Below are 16,793 nucleotides of genomic sequence, written 5' to 3' on the forward strand. Positions count from 1 at the left end.
TAAAAAATATGTATCTGTTAAATTAAACGCAATACAGGCTAATAATTTTAGTTTGTTTTAAAATATTAACTTATTTTGTAGAATCTTTACAAACCCAAATACTATTACAAACTTATACTGAAATGAATTCATCCGCACGCTACCCTATGGTTTCTTATGAGCAGGCTACCCCCGAAGTACAGGAAATTTACGACGACACCAAAAAGACCCTCCAGCTTCCCTTTGTATTAAACTGGTTCAAATGCCAGGGCTCCAATCCTACAATACTTAGAGGAAACTGGAGCAAATTGAAAAATACTTTAATGGAAGGCGAAGTGCCCAATGTGCTTAAACAATTGATTATATATAATGTATCTAAGCAACGAGGTTGCAATTACTGTTCTCACGCCCACGGAATTTTTGCCGATAGCATGAGCGCAATGATCTCGGAAGACAAAGGTTTTAAAGCGACAGAAAATATTGATTCTCCTTCTATGCCTGCAAGTTTTAGAACTGCTGTAAAGATTGTTACCCATGCCGCGCTTAATCATAGTGAAGTTTCAGATGAAGATTTCCGGGAACTGGAAAAAGCCGGGTTTTCACAAAGAGAAGTTCAGGAGTTAATGGCACAGGCCGACCTGGTAAATATGTTGAATACCATTGCTGATGTTTCAGGAATTAAAATAGACAACGAATTACTGGAGACCCCCGAATAAGTCCAAATATTTATGGAATCCCAACAGGATAGAACTTCTCGGGTTTACAGAATCACCTACGAAACCTTTTCAAAATTCAGCAACAATTTAAATCGTTGTAGAAGCCTGGAAGAAGTTTCGCAGGTTTCCGTGCGCTTTTTAAAATATCTGCTGAATTTTCATCTTTTCAGAATTAGCGTAAATCAGGATGGGAACTATTTGGTGTATTGCCAATGTAATTCAAAAGGCAAATTTGAACTTATTCAGCGTGAAAACCTATTCCCATATGAATTAAAAATTTTGGAAAATAATATTCCTGTAAGAACGGAAAAAATCCCTAATCAGTTAAGTGAAAAAATAAATGAAACCACTCTACTCTCTCCAGCATTGTGGTGCTGGACCTTTAAAAAAATGGACGTAGATTTCACTGTCTCCCTGGTGGCCGACCAAAACAAACCTTTTGAAGTTGGAGATATTGAAATGCTCAAGTTAATAAGCGATAGCTTTCAGGCAAAATTCCAGGAAATTTATTTAAAAGAAGAACTGTTTCATAAAAATAAATCTTTGCTACAGGCCCTGGACGTTATAAAAAATCAGAATAGAAAGATTAACGAGATCGTCGAAAATCAAAAGCAAATAATTACTGATCGCACTAAGGAAGTAGTAGAAAAAAATGAAAAATTATTACATATTTCAGCTTTAAATGCACATAATGTAAGAGAACCCTTATCCAGAATCCAGGGTATTGTACAGCTATTTGAAGTTTTTGACGATAAATCTTGTAGAGAAGATCTGCTGCCAAAACTCAAACAATCTTCAGAAGAAATGGATCAGGTTTTACGGGAAGTAATCGAAATGGCAACCACCGAATTAAACCAATTAAAAGCAAAGGAGTTATGAGCAACATTATTCTGGTAGACGACCAGCCCATAGCCAATTTTATTACGCGTAAACTTTTAGAGATTGAAGGTTATAATAAAGATGTTGTAGATTTCACCAATCCCGAAAAAGCTTTAATTTATTTGGAAGATAAACAAAACACACTCATTTTTTTAGACCTGAATATGCCTGAAATGAATGGCTTTGAATTTCTGGATACTTTAAAGGCTAAAGGATATCAACATAGAATAATTATTCTAACTTCCAGTACAAGTACTATCGATCGACAGAGAGCTCAAAAGTATGCTTCAGTAATAGATTATATAGAAAAGCCTTTAAATAAAAATAAGTTTACCCAGATACAACCACTTTTACAAGAATTGTAAAATGAGCTTGAAACCTGACCACAATGCGCTTTTAGAACTTGCCCACGCTAAGATGCATTTCGGAAAATACAAAGGCTATTATTTAAGCGAGATTCCTGAATATTATTTGGTTTGGTATCGACAAAAAGGTTTCCCGGAAGGCAAACTGGGCCAACAGATGAGCGAGGTCTTTGAACTAAAACTCAATGGAATGGAACAATTGCTTAGAGATATAAGAAGAAAATTTCCAAAACTCTGAATTTTCTTCAGTTTAATTTGCCATTTTAACTTCAAAAATATTAGGTTTAAAATTAACGGCTTTTCTATTCTTCTTTGTAATTTAGCGCCCTGAATAAAACAACGCAACAAACACCTCAAAAATGGCCGAAACCAAGTATATTTTTGTCACCGGCGGCGTTTCTTCTTCCCTGGGAAAAGGGATTATAGCAGCTTCTCTGGCAAAATTATTACAAGCGCGTGGATTTAGAACCACTATTCAGAAACTCGACCCCTACATAAATGTAGACCCCGGCACATTAAATCCTTATGAACACGGCGAATGCTATGTTACCGAAGATGGAGCCGAAACGGACCTTGATCTTGGCCATTACGAGCGATTTCTAAACGTAAATACTTCCCAGGCTAATAATGTAACTACCGGCCGAATCTACCAAAGTGTTATTGAAAAAGAACGCCGTGGAGAATTTCTCGGAAAAACCGTGCAGGTGGTTCCACATATTACCAATGAAATTAAAGATCGCATCCAGATCTTGGGCCAGAATGGCGATTTCGATATTGTTATTACGGAAATAGGTGGTACGGTAGGCGATATAGAATCTTTACCGTATATCGAAGCGGTAAGACAGTTAAAGTGGGAATTAGGGGATGAAAATGCCTTGATTATTCATTTAACGCTTGTACCTTATCTTGCTGCAGCGGGAGAACTTAAAACCAAGCCCACCCAGCACAGTGTAAAAACTTTAATGGAAAGCGGACTAAAAGCTGATATCCTGGTTTGTAGAACCGAGCACGAACTCTCAGATGATATTCGTCGTAAACTGGCTATTTTTTGTAACGTAAGACAGGAAGCTGTTATCCAAAGTATTGATGCGGCTACCATTTACGATGTCCCAAATTTAATGTTGAAAGAAGGCCTGGATACTGTGACCTTAAAAAAGTTACATCTACCTGACGAAACCACGCCAAATTTAGATCGGTGGAACCAGTTTTTGGATCGGCATAAAAACCCTAAAGCTGAAATTACCATAGGGCTTATCGGGAAGTATGTAGAGTTACAGGATTCCTACAAATCTATTCTTGAAGCCTTCATTCATGCTGGTGCAGAGAATGAGGTGAAAGTAAATGTAGAAAGCATACATTCTGAATTTATAAATGAAAACACAATCGACCATAAGTTTGCGAATTTAGACGGTATTTTAGTTGCACCAGGATTTGGCGAACGTGGTGTGGAAGGGAAAATAGATGCTGTAAAATATGCTCGGGAACACAATTTGCCATTTTTAGGAATTTGCCTGGGGATGCAAATGGCAGTAATTGAATTTGCTAGAAATGTATTGAAACTGAAAACTGCCAATTCTACCGAAATGAACCCTAAGACCAAACACCCGGTTATAGATCTAATGGAAGAACAAAAAGAAATCACGCATAAAGGTGGAACAATGCGACTTGGCGCCTGGGATTGTAAACTAACCGAAGGATCTAAAATTCAGAAGGCTTACGGCAAGACAGAAATTAAAGAGAGGCACCGCCATCGTTATGAATACAACAACAAATACAAGAAAGAACTGGAAAAAGCCGGAATGCTCAGCACCGGTATAAATCCAGAAACCAGCCTGGTAGAAGTTGTAGAACTAAAAGATCATCCTTGGTTTGTGGGTGTTCAATACCATCCTGAATACAAAAGTACGGTTGCAACCCCCCATCCGGTATTTATCGCCTTTATTAAAGCCGCTTACGATTTTTCAAAAAAAAGAAAAAATGCCAGTCTGGCATAAAAACAATAATGGCCGACTTATTGACCAAAGCCAAGATATAGTTTAGAAAAGCATGGAAGAAAAAAAATTTGATGTTCAATCCCTAATTGGATTTATACTTATTGGTGGAATTTTACTATGGATGTTATACACCAATAGCCCTTCGGAAGAAGTAGTAGAACCACAACAGGAAACCCAGCAGGTTGAAACTCCGGGAAATACCGATGCCGATCAACCCGATCAACAGGGTGAAATAAAAAGTCCAGGCTCAGATTCTACTGCACTTGCTGAGGCACGTGAGCGTTTAGGTGCTTTTGGCTATTCGGCAAGTCTTCCATCGGCTACAGAGAATACCACTACAGTTTCAAACGATGTTTTAGAACTTGAGATTGATAATAAAGGAGGATATATTTCAGAAGCCAGGGTAAAGAATTTTCAAACATACGATGATGAACCGGTGTATTTAATTAAGGACGGGAATGCCTCGTTCAACATTAATTTTACAACTACAGACGGGAGAACCCTAGATACTGAAAACCTTTATTTTGAACCTGAAGTAACTAAAAATGGAGATAATACCATTATCTCTATGAAGCTTAAGGTTTCCCAAGACGAATTTCTTGAATATCGCTATGTCCTGAAACCTGGAGAATATATGTTGGATTTCAGCATTAGATCCCAGGGGCTTAAAAATGTTCTAAATAGTTCAAGAGATATTAACCTGAACTGGCAATTAAAAGGTTACCGTCACGCCAAAAGCATTTCTTACGAAAATCGCTATACTGATCTAATCTATGAATATGGGGATGGGGATGATGATAACTTGGGCGCCGGTGATCTCGAGGAGAGTGAAGACGAAGATATATCCTACGTAGCTTTTAAACAACATTTCTTTTCTTCCATACTACTTACCGATGACCCTTTTCAGAGAGGAAAATTCATTTCAGAGAATCTTGTTGAAGACGAGGAAGTCGATACACTTTATACCAAAAATTTTATCGCTCAAATGCCTCTGGAACTCAACGGAGGCGAGCTCAATTATAATATGAATTGGTACTACGGGCCAACAGATTATAAAATTTTAAATAATTATGATAGAAATCTAGATGAAGTAGTCCCGCTAGGTTGGGGAATCTTTGGCTGGATCAACAAATATGTATTTATCCCATTTTTTGCATTCCTGAGTGGTTTTTTACCTAGTTATGGTATTGCCATTATCGTAATGACCATTGTGGTAAGAATTGTCCTATCGCCGGTTACCTATAAATCTTATCTCTCACAGGCTAAAATGAAGGTATTAAGACCTGAAATTAATGAGCTAAATGAGAAGCATAAAGATAACCCGATGAAAAAGCAGCAGGAAACCATGAAGCTGTATAGCAAAGCAGGCGCGAGCCCGATGAGTGGTTGTTTGCCTGCCTTGATGCAAATCCCGGTTTTCTACGCCTTATTCCAGTTTTTTCCAAGTGCGTTTCAGTTAAGAAATAAAAGCTTTCTATGGGCAGAGGATCTATCGAGCTATGATACAATCGCCGAATTGCCGTTTACGATCCCGTTTTATGGAGATCACGTTAGCTTATTCCCAATTTTGGCTTCTATAGCTATTTTTATTTATATGATGATGACAACTGGGCAAAGTATGCAGCAGGCTCAGCAACCGGGAATGCCCAATATGAAGTTTATAATGTATTTATCGCCATTATTTATGCTTGTATTCTTTAATAACTACGCAAGTGGACTTTCCTTGTATTACTTCACCTCCAACCTGATTACCATTGGAATTATGCTGGTGATTAAATACGTGATTATTGATGAGGAGAAAATCCATGCTAAAATCCAGGAGAACAAGAAGAAGCCTAAGAAGCAGAATAAGTTCACCAGGAAAATGCAGGAAATGATGGAGCAGGCGGAGCAGCAACAAAAACAGAAGAAAAAATAAATTACCTATAGTATTTAATCTACTGAAGGCTGTTTTTAAGAGGTTAATTCCATCTTTTAAACAGCCTTTTTTTAATTTTTATCCCCGAGCAAAGGCACAAAGCGGAATTGGCCGAATTCGGTTTTATCAAATTCTTTAGGAGATTTTCTTATAAAAAGGGTCATGGTTTGTACATCATCCCCCACGGGAATCACCATTCTTCCCCCGACCTTTAGTTGACCTAGAAGATCATTGGGAACATAAGGTGCACCGGCCGTCACAATGATTTTATCAAATGGTGCGTAATCAGGCATCCCCTTGTAACCGTCACCAAAACTAAGGTGTTTAGGACGATAACCTATTTTATTCAAAAACATTTTAGTCTTTCTATAAAGTTCTCGCTGACGTTCAATGCTAAAAACCTTTGCGCCCAGTTCACATAAAATCGCGGTTTGATAACCGCTTCCTGTTCCAATTTCCAAAACCTTGTCACCTTTTTCGATCTCTAGCTTTTCAGTTTGAAATGCAACCGTATAAGGTTGTGAGATCGTTTGATCAGCTGCAATAGGAAAGGCTTTATCCTGGTATGCGTGATCTTCAAAGCTACTATCCATAAATAAATGCCTTGGAATTTTACCAATGGCCTCCAGAACTGCTTTATCAGTAATCCCCTTTTTCTTTACAGTTTTCACCAATTGCTGCCTTTTTCCTTTATGTCTAAAGTTATCCTGAATCACGTTTTACTCTTTTAGATTTGTAAAAATACTCATTAGCCTTATAAGTTACCAAGGGAAATCGCGGGAGATTCCTCCATCAATAGCTAAACTATTTGCAATCAAAATGCTATTTTTGTGAAAAATGCTAAAAAATATGTTGAAAGTTGGCGTGCTGGGTGCAGGACACTTAGGAAAGATACATCTTAAATTGCTCAATCAGTCCGAAAAGTATGAACTTGTAGGCTTCTACGATGCCGATTCTAAAAATGCTAAAAAGGTTGCTGCTGAATTCGGTTATAAAACATTTACTTCCATTGCAGAACTTATTGCGGAAGTTGACCTTATTGATATTGTAACTCCTACCCTATCTCATTTTGAAGTCGCCAAACATGCAATCACTCAAGGAAAACATGTTTTTATAGAAAAACCTATAACAAATACCTTTGCTGAAGCCCAGGAGCTTATCGCACTAGCCAAAAAATACGGAGTAAAAGGACAGGTAGGCCATGTAGAACGCTTTAATCCGGCATTTAAAGCAGTGGCTTCCCGGATTGATAATCCGATGTTTATTGAAGCCCATCGCCTTGCAGAATTCAACCCACGAGGAACAGATGTACCTGTGGTTCTCGATTTGATGATCCACGATATCGACGCCATTCTGAGTGTGGTAAAATCCAAGGTTAAAAATATTAGCGCCAGCGGGGTTTCAGTAATTAGTGACACTCCGGATATTGCCAACGCAAGGATTGAATTTGAAAATGGTTGTGTTGCAAATTTAACAGCGAGTCGAATTTCAATGAAAAATATGCGTAAATCTCGATTTTTTCAACGTGACGCTTACATCTCTGTAGATTTCCTGGAGAAAAAATGTGAGGTTGTAAAAATGAAAGACGCCTCACCAACTCCTGATGATTATGCCATGATATTGCAGAATGCGGAAGGAGTAAAAAAGCAAATCTATTTTGACAATCCTGAAGTTTTGGAAAACAACGCTATTTTAGAAGAGTTGGAAACTTTTGCAGATGCTATAAACAATAAAACAACCCCAATAGTCACTCTGGAAGAGGGCGCTGAAGCTTTGCGTGTCGCCAATGGAGTTATTGCCAGTTTTAGTAAATGATTTAAAGAATTAATTAGGATTAAGTTTCAGTATAATTTTGAATTTAATCTAAAATAAAACCACACAAGATGAAAAATATAGCAGTTATTGGAGCAGGGACAATGGGTAACGGAATCGCTCATACTTTTGCCCAATTTGGATACAAGGTAAGCCTAATCGATATTTCAGAAGAAAGTCTGGAAAAGGGGATGAAAACAATTTCGGGAAATTTAGACCGAATGCTTTCCAAAGAAAAAATTAGCCCGGAAGACAAACAAGAAACCCTTAATAATATTACAACTTTTACTAATATCCCTAAAGGAGTTAAGGATGTAGACCTGGTAGTGGAGGCCGCTACAGAAAATGAAGACCTGAAACTTAAAATCTTTAAGCAATTGGATGAAAATTGTTCGGCTAATACTATTTTGGCCAGTAATACTTCTTCTATTTCAATTACAAAAATCGCTTCTGTGGTGTCCAATCCAGAGCGTGTTATCGGGATGCATTTTATGAATCCGGTACCCATTATGAAACTCGTTGAAATTATTCGTGGTTATACTACTAGTAATAAGGTCACTGAAACCATCATGGCGCTTTCAGAAAACTTAAACAAAGTGCCTGTAGAAGCCAATGACTACCCAGGTTTTGTGGCCAACAGAATTTTAATGCCAATGATTAACGAAGCGATTGAAACTCTTTATAACAGCGTGGCAGGCGTAAAAGAAATAGATACAGTGATGAGGCTTGGCATGGCGCACCCAATGGGGCCTCTTCAACTAGCCGATTTCATAGGTCTTGATGTTTGTCATTCTATACTTGAAGTGATGTATGAAGGCTTTAAAAATCCTAAATATGCCCCTTGTCCTTTGTTGACCAATATGGTAATGGCCGGGAAACTGGGTGTAAAATCCGGGGAAGGTTTTTACGATTATTCTGACAGTAAAAAAGCCGAAAAGGTTTCATCTCAATTCAGTTAAATAAAAGTAGCATCGGGTTTGACAAAAATACTTCCATTCAGAGCTGTAAGGCCTCAACGGGCAAAGGCTGGACTTGTAGCCGCAAAGTCATTTGAAGAATATACGGAGGCCGAACTACGGGCGGTTCTCCAATATAATCCTTATTCCTTTTTACATATTTTGAATCCGGGATATAAGTTTCAGCACGAGATTACCGGTGGACAGCGGTTCCAGATGATTCGAAACCGTTACCTGGAATTCAGGGAAGAAAACTCGTTTATAAAAGATGAAGAACCAGCATATTATCTTTATCAAATAGTTGGTCGGGAAAATACCTGCTGCGGAATTATAGCTGCCGCAAGTGCACAAGATTACAAAAATAATCTTATAAAAAAACACGAAGACACCATTGCCCATCGTGAGACCTTATTTAAAGATTATCTAAAAGTGGTGGGGTTCAATACTGAACCAGTTCTTCTTACCTACCCGGATAATTCGAAAATAAATAATGTGATAGAACAGGTTATACAAACCCGGGCTGAATATGAGTTTGCTACTGTTAACCGGGAGATTCATTATTTATGGAAAATAGATCAGAAAGATTTGGTTATAAAAATTAAAGAAGAGTTTGATCAAATGCCTCATTTGTATATCGCAGATGGGCATCATCGAAGTGCTTCTTCCTATCTGCTGGCTCAGGAATCCAAAGCGTCAAATATGGAGCACGATGGTAAAGAAGCTTATAATTTCTTTATGAGTTACCTTATTTCCGAGAGCAACTTGAAAATACATGAATATAGCCGGTTGATAACAGATTTAAACGGCCACACCAAGGAGGAATTCCTAATTTTGCTCGATGAATATTTCCGGATCGAGAACCACGGAATGGAAGTATACAAACCATTACAGAAGCATCATTTTAATATGTATTTGGATGGGGAGTTTTATTCACTTTACTTACGAAAAACAAACTATGAATTCGACGATTCCTTAAGTAAGTTAGATCCCTATATTCTTTACAAGAAAGTACTTCAGCCAATTTTAGGAATTGAAGATCTTCGAAATGACAAGCGTATTTCTTATATTCACGGGAAAAATGATCTAATAGAAATTAAAACCAGAATAGACAAGGGTGAATTTGCTGTTGGTTTTGGAATGCTTCCTTTGAGCATTGAAGAGATCAAAGAAACAGCTGATGAAGGTTTAACTATGCCTCCGAAAAGCACTTATATTGAACCTAAATTACTAAGCGGATTAACCATCTACGAGTTTGAATCCAACCAAAAATGAATTGCATGGCTATCTCAGAAAATATTAAAAAATTAAAAGGCGAACTGCCCAAAGATGTGACCCTGGTTGCTATTTCTAAAACCAAACCCAATGAAGACCTCTTAGAGGCTTACGACTGTGGTCAGAGAGAATTTGGTGAGAATAAAATCCAGGAAATGACTGAAAAGTGGGAAAAACTTCCTAAGGATATTAATTGGCATATGGTAGGGCACGTACAAAGAAACAAAGTAAAATATATGGCTCCTTATGTTTCTTTGATCCACGCAGTAGATAGTTTAAAATTATTGAAAGAAATCCATAAGGAAGCCGACAAAAATAATCGTTGTATAAATTGCCTGTTGCAAATTAAAATTGCTGAAGAAGACAGTAAATTTGGAATTTCGGCTGAAAAAGCTAAAGAAATATTAGATTCACAAGAATTTAAAAAATTAGATCATATAAAAGTAAAGGGGCTTATGGGAATGGCTACTTTCACAAATGATCAGGCACAGGTGAGAAAAGAATTTCAGCATTTAAAATCGGTATTTGATGATTTTAAAGAAATATATTTGGATTTTGAAATCCTTTCTATGGGAATGAGCGGAGATTATAAGACCGCTATAGATTGCGGCAGTAATATGGTGCGCATAGGAAGCGATATTTTTGGATCAAGGAATTAATTAAAGAAACAGAAATATATTTTTTGTACGCAGTAATAGACATAGAAACCACAGGTGGTAAATATAACGAAGAGGGAATAACAGAAATTGCTATTTATAAGTTTGATGGTTTAAAAGTTATAGATCAGTTTATAAGCCTTGTAAATCCAGAAAAAGCCATTCAGCCCTTTGTGGTGAACCTTACCGGTATTAATAACGATATGCTTCGCAATGCTCCTAAATTTTATGAAATTGCAAAGAGAGTTGTGGAGATTACACAAGATTGTGTTTTAGTAGCCCACAATGCAAAATTCGATTATCGAATTCTTCGCACCGAATTTAAACGCTTAGGCTTTGATTTCGAGAGGAAATCGCTTTGTACCGTAGAACTTTCTAAAAAACTTATTCCCGGACAGGATTCTTATAGTTTGGGAAAACTGGTTAGGGCATTGGGAATTCCACTAAGCGACCGGCACCGGGCCAGTGGAGACGCTCAAGCTACCGTAAAGCTATTTAAGATGTTACTGGCTAAAGATCTTGAAAAAAATATTTTAAAGGATGCCGTTAAAATAGCACCAAAACGTCAGATTGACACCCGCTTGGTGTATATTTTAGAAGATCTTCCCGGAATCACCGGAGTTTATTACTTTCATAATAAGGAAGGTGAAATTATCTATATCGGCAAAAGCCGAAATATTAAAAAACGAGTAACGCAGCATTTTACCAACGAACAACATAAATCCAGGCAAATGCAAAAAGAAGTTTCTTCGGTTAGCTTTGAAGCTACGGGAAATGAACTTGCCGCTCTTCTTAAAGAAAACCAGGAAATAAAGTATAATAAACCAAAATACAATAGGGCGCTAAAAAAGAATATTTTTAGTCATGCCTTATATCATTCAACAGATGAGAACGGATATATTGAGTTAAAAATTGGCCGCGCAGGAAACAAGAACAGTATTACAACCTTTTCTTCACTTAAAAGAGCAAAGAACGTTTTAGAGATGTGGGTAGAAAAATATGAACTTTGCCGAAAACTTTGTAACCTTGAAAACACAAATGGAAATTGCTTTAATTACACCATAAAAAAATGCCATGGGGCCTGTATCCACGAAGAACCAGCCGAAGCTTACAACAAAAGAGTAAGAGCATTAATAGATCAACATTCCTATCAGAACCAACATATGCTGGTTATAGACCGGGGACGGGAGATAGACGAAAAAAGTGCCCTGCTCGTTGAAGATGGTGAATTTAAGGGGATTGGCTATTTTAATTTGAATCACCAGATCAACAACATAGAAATTATACGATCTATAATAACCCCAATGAAAAACGACCGGGATGCACAACATATCATTCAAAGCTACCTCCGTCGAAATTCACGTTTAAAAATTGTTCAGTTGGACCCGCTAACTAAATAAGTCTCAAATTTCATATTAACTTCACTAAATTATTTAAATTTGGGAAATTCGTAAAATCCGTAATTTTTGGCTAGAACTCAACCCAAAACAGGCTGGAAGGCTCAAATTCATGAAATAATTTATGAGGCGGATACTCCCGCAGGTAAGTTCTTTGATGTTGCCCTGCTTATCGTTATTGTTATCAGTATAATCCTTGTGATGTTAGAGAGTGTTGGTACCCTTAACCTTAAATATTACTGGTATTTCTACATCGCGGAATGGATTATTACTATAATTTTTACTGTCGAATATATTTTACGTGTTATTTCTATAAAGAAGCCTAAGAATTACATTTTTAGTTTTTATGGAGTTATAGATCTACTTTCTACCCTCCCGACTTATATTGCTTTTATTTTTGGTGGACATAACTTTCTTTTCGCTATCAGGGCCTTGAGGCTTCTCAGGGTTTTTAGAATTTTAAAAATCACCCGGTACATAGGAGAATCTAACCGACTCCTTTTAGCTTTAAAAAACAGCCGCCCTAAAATAACTGTTTTTCTTTTTGCTGTGCTGATCATCTGTATAATTATGGGAACAGTAATGCATTTAGTGGAAGGAGAGAAAGGAGGTTTTGACAATATACCGCTGAGTATTTATTGGTGTATTGTAACGCTTACCACCGTTGGTTTTGGAGATATACATCCCATCACGCCCCTGGGTCGGTTTATCGCCTCTTTTATAATGATTGTTGGGTATGGGATTATCGCCGTGCCAACAGGTATTGTCACTTCAGAATTCACAAAATCCCAAAAAGATATTATTCCCACCAATACACAGGTCTGTCCGCATTGTAATGAGGACAAACATCTAGATAAAGCTGAATTTTGCCAGAACTGCGGAAAACCACTTCATGCAAACTAATTATCTTCTTAATATTGTAGGGCCTACTGCTATTGGAAAGACCACCCTGGCTATTGAACTCGCCCAAAAATTCGATGCAGAAATTATTTCAGCAGATTCAAGACAATTCTTTAAAGAAATGAGAATAGGAACTGCAGTTCCATCCGAAGAAGAATTGCAGGCAGCCAAACATCACTTTATTCAGCATATTTCTATTGCGGATCGTTATAATGTTGGCGATTTTGAATCGGATGCCATCCAAAAATTAGAAAAACTTTTTCAAAGCAGCGATTTCGCAATAATGGTTGGCGGGAGTGGTTTATATACTAAAAGTGTGTTGCAAGGTCTGGATTATTTCCCTGAAGTTCCTCCCGAAATCAGAGAAAACCTCAATTTTAATTTTAAAAAAGAAGGCCTCATTCCGCTGCAGGAAAAATTAAAGAAGATGGATCCTGAGTATTATAAAATAGCTGATATTGAAAATCCTCAACGGATTATTCGTGCTCTGGAAGTCAGTATAGCCAGCGGGAAGTCCTATTCTTCCTATTTAAATCAACCTAGAAAACAACGAAATTTTAATCCTATTAGCATAGGAATTAGCGCAGAGCGTGAAATGATCTATCAGCGCATCAATCGACGCGTAGATCTAATGATGGAAGAAGGTTTACTCCAGGAAGCCGAAAGCCTGTACCCTAAACGCACTTTAAATGCTCTAAATACAGTGGGATACAAAGAACTTTTCTGCTTTTTAGATGGTGAAATCTCCTTAGAGGCCGCTGTTGATGAAATAAAGAAAAATACTCGCAGGTTTGCAAAAAGACAACTTACCTGGTTTAGAAAAGACCCAGAAATTCACTGGTTTGATTTTAAAACTCCAGTTGAAAAAATTGAGGAATTTATAAAATCAAAAATTTTAATTTAGGAAGGAATCATCCAATTGCTGCAGTTATAACCGGTGTAGCCTTAAGGATCATCCTTTGTAATGATACCTTAATCACTGCTGCTAAGGACAAAATCTTCTTCCGAAAAGGAAAGAAATAAATTCTCCAATACTATAGAGAAAATATAACAAGATAAAAAGAGAAAGGGATTACTCAGAAACTTCTTCCCTTTGCAGATAGCTGCCTATTAAAATAAGAGAAGGACTAAACGGCTAAATTCTATAAAGATTATTCCAAAATTTTTAAATCTCTATTTTTGCTCCGAGAAGTTTCACAAATTCCCGTATAAAAGCCGAATGACCCGGCCAGGCTGGTGATGTGACTAAATTACCATCCACAACTGCTTGAGTTGGTTCGACCTCCTTGTACCTCCCTCCTACCAGCTCGATTTCAGGACCAATAGTTGGGTATGAGGTAAGTGTTCTGCCTTTTAAAACATTTGCAACCGTAAGAATTTGGATGGCGTGGCAAATAGAAGCTACCGGTTTATCCTTTTCAAAGAAATGTTTAGTGATTTCAATTACTTTCTTATTTAATCTGAGATATTCAGGAGCACGTCCTCCGGCCATTACAAAACCTGCATATTCATCAACTTTTACATCCTCAAATGAATAATTAAGCTCAAACAAATGACCGGGCTTTTCGGTATAAGTCTGGTCGCCTTCAAAATCATGAATTGCTGTTTTGATCTTATCGCCTTTTTGTTTGCCAGGACAAACAGTATGTACCGTATAGCCCAACATCACCAACATTTGGTAAGGAACCATGGTTTCGTAATCTTCAGCAAAGTCTCCAGTTAAAAAAAGTATTTTTTTCATGATAAGTTGGAATATATTTTCTTTTAAGTTAAGAAAAATCAGTATAACACTAAAATACAGCTTTTAAAAAATAGTTAAATATAAAATTTCACGATTCCATTCAGGGAAGCTTAAGTAACTTCTATCAAAATTAAATAATATATATTATGCCAGATCGCCGGACATTCATTAAAAAATCAGGATTATTTATAGCTGCTACCACCCTGCCGATTCCAAATTTTTTAAATCCGACAAATAAGGAAAAATTAGGTGTCGCCCTGGTGGGATTAGGAAATTATAGCACGGGGCAATTGGCTCCTGCATTACAAGAAACGGATTATTGCGAATTAAAAGGTATAGTTACCGGGAGTCCGGAGAAAGTACCGGTATGGCAAGCCAGATATGGCATAAAAGATCAGAACGTATATAATTATGATAATATGGATGACATTGCTAATAACAATGAGATAGATGTCATCTATATTGTACTTCCTACTGGATTACATGCCAAATATGCGGTTAAAGCGGCAAATGCTGGTAAACACGTTTGGTGCGAAAAACCAATGGCGAAAACGGCTAAGGAATGCCGTCAAATAATTGACGCCTGTAACAAGAACAGGGTAAAACTTTCTATCGGATACCGAATGCAGCACGAAAAGAATACCCAAACTTTGATGAAATGGGCTAAAACCAAACCCTTTGGTGAAATGAAAAACTTAAAAGCCGAAGCTGGTTATTATGGTGACCCTATGAATCCTTGGAAACTGAAAAAGGAAATGGGTGGTGGTGCGATGTATGATATGGGCGTGTACCCTTTAAATGCAGCCAGGTATACCACAGGCTTAGAACCAATTTCGGTAAGTGCAAACCATTTTACTAATCGTCCGAAAATTTTTGATGAAGTGGATGAAACCACTGTATTTAAGCTTGAATTTCCCAATGGAATCACCGCCGATTGCAGAACCAGTTTTGGTGAAAATTTAAATAACCTGGAAATCGATTGTGAAGATGGATGGTATTTTTTAAGACCATTTCAGTCTTATTCCGGAGTAAAAGGCAAAGCAAGCGATGGAACTGTTTTATCCCCATTTGGAAAAAATCAGCAGGCCGTGCAAATGGATGATGATGCCCTGGCTATAATCCAGAATAAGAAAGTAATAGTTCCAGGAGAAGAAGGCTTAAAGGACATAATCATTTTAGAAAAAATTTATGAATCTGCTAGTAAAAAAGGGGAACGTTTGAGTTTATAATCAGGTTTTAGAAAACGGTATTTTAATAATAGTTTCCACTCCAATCTCTTTATTGCGAATTTTAAATTGTGCTTTTTTTCCATATAATGTGAGCAGGCGATCTTTAATATTAGAAATTCCTACTCCTTTTTTGAGGAGAGCTTCTTGCTCTTCAGTTAAGGATTTTCCGTTATTTGAAACCCGAAGTACAAGATTTTTATTTTCTTTAAAAATTTCAATTTTTATTTTAAGATGTATATTGTGATAAGAATATCCGTGTTTCACAGAATTCTCTATAATAGGTTGGAGAATTAATGAGGGCACTAAATGATCCATCAAACTTTCGTCTATTTGTTTCTCCACCACTAAATGATCTGAGAATCTAAGTGTTAAAATATTTAAATAATAATCCAGCATTCGTACTTCTTTTCGCAAACTAACTTGGTAATTGTCACCGCTATATAAAATCTCCCGAAGCAAATCACTCAGGTCGGCAATTGTATCCTGGGCCTTTTTTGCATCCATTTCTACCAAAGCTGAGATGGAATTCAAGGTGTTAAACAAAAAATGAGGCTGAAGTTGGGAAGATAACATCTTCATACGTGTATTGATGAGTTGAGATTCTAACTGCATCTTTTGCTTTTCAGATTCTTTTACCTGTTTCAAATAATAGTAGGTATAAATAATAAAAATCATCGCAAAATAAATAAGGAAATTAAGATCTATTACATATATCATCCGGTCAAGGCTGGCTTTAATACTGTAATCAGCAAAATTCATTCGCCCCAATAAAATTCCATATAAATCGAAAAAAAACCGAATTACAAATCCTATTAAAATTGAAAATAGCGTATGTAGTAAAAATATTTTAATCCAGGAATAATTTCTATTTAGCAAGCCTTTTGGGGAGTGTAATCTGAACTCTGTCCTTTGCTTCACTCCTTCGGGGGTACCCCCGAAGGAGTGGTTGCCAAATCGAGCCTAATGCGGTCTTCAAATC

General features: G+C 37.0%; 17 protein-coding genes. 14 read left to right on the forward strand and 3 right to left on the reverse strand.

Annotated features, from left to right (window positions below; all coding sequences use genetic code 11):
* Positions 1-122 precede the first annotated feature (122 nt).
* The 6 genes from DET49_RS16005 (at position 123) to yidC (ending at position 5,851) form a co-directional block, all read left to right on the forward strand.
* Positions 123-695, forward strand: coding sequence for a carboxymuconolactone decarboxylase family protein (locus DET49_RS16005; protein WP_133549522.1), 573 nt, complete (start codon positions 123-125; stop codon positions 693-695).
* A gap of 12 nt (positions 696-707) precedes the next feature.
* Positions 708-1,574: a histidine kinase gene (locus tag DET49_RS16010; RefSeq protein WP_133549524.1), complete on the forward strand. Its 867-nt coding sequence runs from the start codon at positions 708-710 to the stop codon at positions 1,572-1,574.
* Complete coding sequence (locus DET49_RS16015; protein ID WP_133549526.1) at positions 1,571-1,939, forward strand: two-component system response regulator; 369 nt, start codon at positions 1,571-1,573, stop codon at positions 1,937-1,939. The genes DET49_RS16010 and DET49_RS16015 overlap by 4 nt, the downstream gene beginning before the upstream one ends.
* 1 nt (position 1,940) lies before the next feature.
* Entirely contained in the window at positions 1,941-2,177 is a 237-nt protein-coding gene (locus DET49_RS16020) for a DUF3820 family protein (protein ID WP_133549528.1), read from the forward strand.
* Between the two features lie 121 nt (positions 2,178-2,298).
* Complete coding sequence (locus DET49_RS16025) at positions 2,299-3,933, forward strand: CTP synthase (RefSeq protein WP_133549530.1); 1,635 nt, start codon at positions 2,299-2,301, stop codon at positions 3,931-3,933.
* Between the two features lie 52 nt (positions 3,934-3,985).
* Positions 3,986-5,851, forward strand: a complete 1,866-nt coding sequence (yidC, locus tag DET49_RS16030; RefSeq protein WP_133549532.1) for a membrane protein insertase YidC — start codon at positions 3,986-3,988, stop codon at positions 5,849-5,851.
* 71 nt (positions 5,852-5,922) lie between these two features.
* Here the strand turns inward: yidC and DET49_RS16035 are convergent, their stop codons facing one another.
* On the reverse strand, positions 5,923-6,564 hold the full coding sequence (locus DET49_RS16035; RefSeq protein ID WP_133549552.1) for a protein-L-isoaspartate(D-aspartate) O-methyltransferase: 642 nt from the start codon (positions 6,562-6,564) through the stop codon (positions 5,923-5,925).
* A 136-nt stretch (positions 6,565-6,700) separates the two neighbouring features.
* Between DET49_RS16035 and DET49_RS16040 the strand changes: the two genes are divergently transcribed.
* The 7 genes from DET49_RS16040 (at position 6,701) to miaA (ending at position 13,748) form a co-directional block, all read left to right on the forward strand.
* Positions 6,701-7,666 carry a Gfo/Idh/MocA family protein gene (locus DET49_RS16040; protein ID WP_133549534.1) on the forward strand — a complete coding sequence of 322 codons (966 nt, stop codon included), beginning with the start codon at positions 6,701-6,703 and terminating at the stop codon, positions 7,664-7,666.
* Positions 7,667-7,734: 68 nt separating this feature from the next.
* Entirely contained in the window at positions 7,735-8,622 is an 888-nt protein-coding gene (locus tag DET49_RS16045; protein WP_133549536.1) for a 3-hydroxyacyl-CoA dehydrogenase family protein, read from the forward strand.
* A gap of 18 nt (positions 8,623-8,640) precedes the next feature.
* Positions 8,641-9,891: a DUF1015 domain-containing protein gene (locus DET49_RS16050; RefSeq protein WP_133549538.1), complete on the forward strand. Its 1,251-nt coding sequence runs from the start codon at positions 8,641-8,643 to the stop codon at positions 9,889-9,891.
* A gap of 5 nt (positions 9,892-9,896) precedes the next feature.
* Positions 9,897-10,550, forward strand: coding sequence for a YggS family pyridoxal phosphate-dependent enzyme (locus tag DET49_RS16055; RefSeq protein ID WP_133549540.1), 654 nt, complete (start codon positions 9,897-9,899; stop codon positions 10,548-10,550).
* A 23-nt stretch (positions 10,551-10,573) separates the two neighbouring features.
* Positions 10,574-11,947 (forward strand): exonuclease domain-containing protein, encoded by a 1,374-nt coding sequence (locus DET49_RS16060; protein ID WP_133549542.1) that lies wholly within the window; start codon positions 10,574-10,576, stop codon positions 11,945-11,947.
* 66 nt (positions 11,948-12,013) lie between these two features.
* Positions 12,014-12,847, forward strand: a complete 834-nt coding sequence (locus tag DET49_RS16065; RefSeq protein ID WP_133549544.1) for an ion transporter — start codon at positions 12,014-12,016, stop codon at positions 12,845-12,847.
* Positions 12,837-13,748 carry a tRNA (adenosine(37)-N6)-dimethylallyltransferase MiaA gene (miaA, locus tag DET49_RS16070; protein WP_133549546.1) on the forward strand — a complete coding sequence of 304 codons (912 nt, stop codon included), beginning with the start codon at positions 12,837-12,839 and terminating at the stop codon, positions 13,746-13,748. Before DET49_RS16065 ends, miaA begins: the two co-directional genes overlap by 11 nt.
* A gap of 261 nt (positions 13,749-14,009) precedes the next feature.
* Here miaA and DET49_RS16075 read toward each other — a convergent pair whose 3' ends face one another.
* A complete protein-coding gene (locus DET49_RS16075; RefSeq protein ID WP_133549548.1) occupies positions 14,010-14,585 on the reverse strand; it encodes a DJ-1/PfpI family protein in 576 nt (191 codons plus the stop codon).
* A 146-nt stretch (positions 14,586-14,731) separates the two neighbouring features.
* Here DET49_RS16075 and DET49_RS16080 point away from each other — a divergent pair, with 146 nt between their 5' ends.
* Complete coding sequence (locus DET49_RS16080) at positions 14,732-15,814, forward strand: Gfo/Idh/MocA family protein (RefSeq protein ID WP_133549550.1); 1,083 nt, start codon at positions 14,732-14,734, stop codon at positions 15,812-15,814.
* Here the strand turns inward: DET49_RS16080 and DET49_RS16085 are convergent, their stop codons facing one another.
* The gene (locus tag DET49_RS16085; protein WP_243729700.1) at positions 15,815-16,573 is read right to left on the reverse strand and encodes a sensor histidine kinase; all 759 of its coding nucleotides are present in this window, start codon (positions 16,571-16,573) and stop codon (positions 15,815-15,817) included. It abuts the gene before it with no gap.
* Positions 16,574-16,793 lie beyond the last annotated feature (220 nt).

The sequence above is a fragment of the Salegentibacter sp. 24 genome (genome assembly GCF_004362395.1).
In the GTDB taxonomy this organism is placed as follows: domain Bacteria; phylum Bacteroidota; class Bacteroidia; order Flavobacteriales; family Flavobacteriaceae; genus Salegentibacter.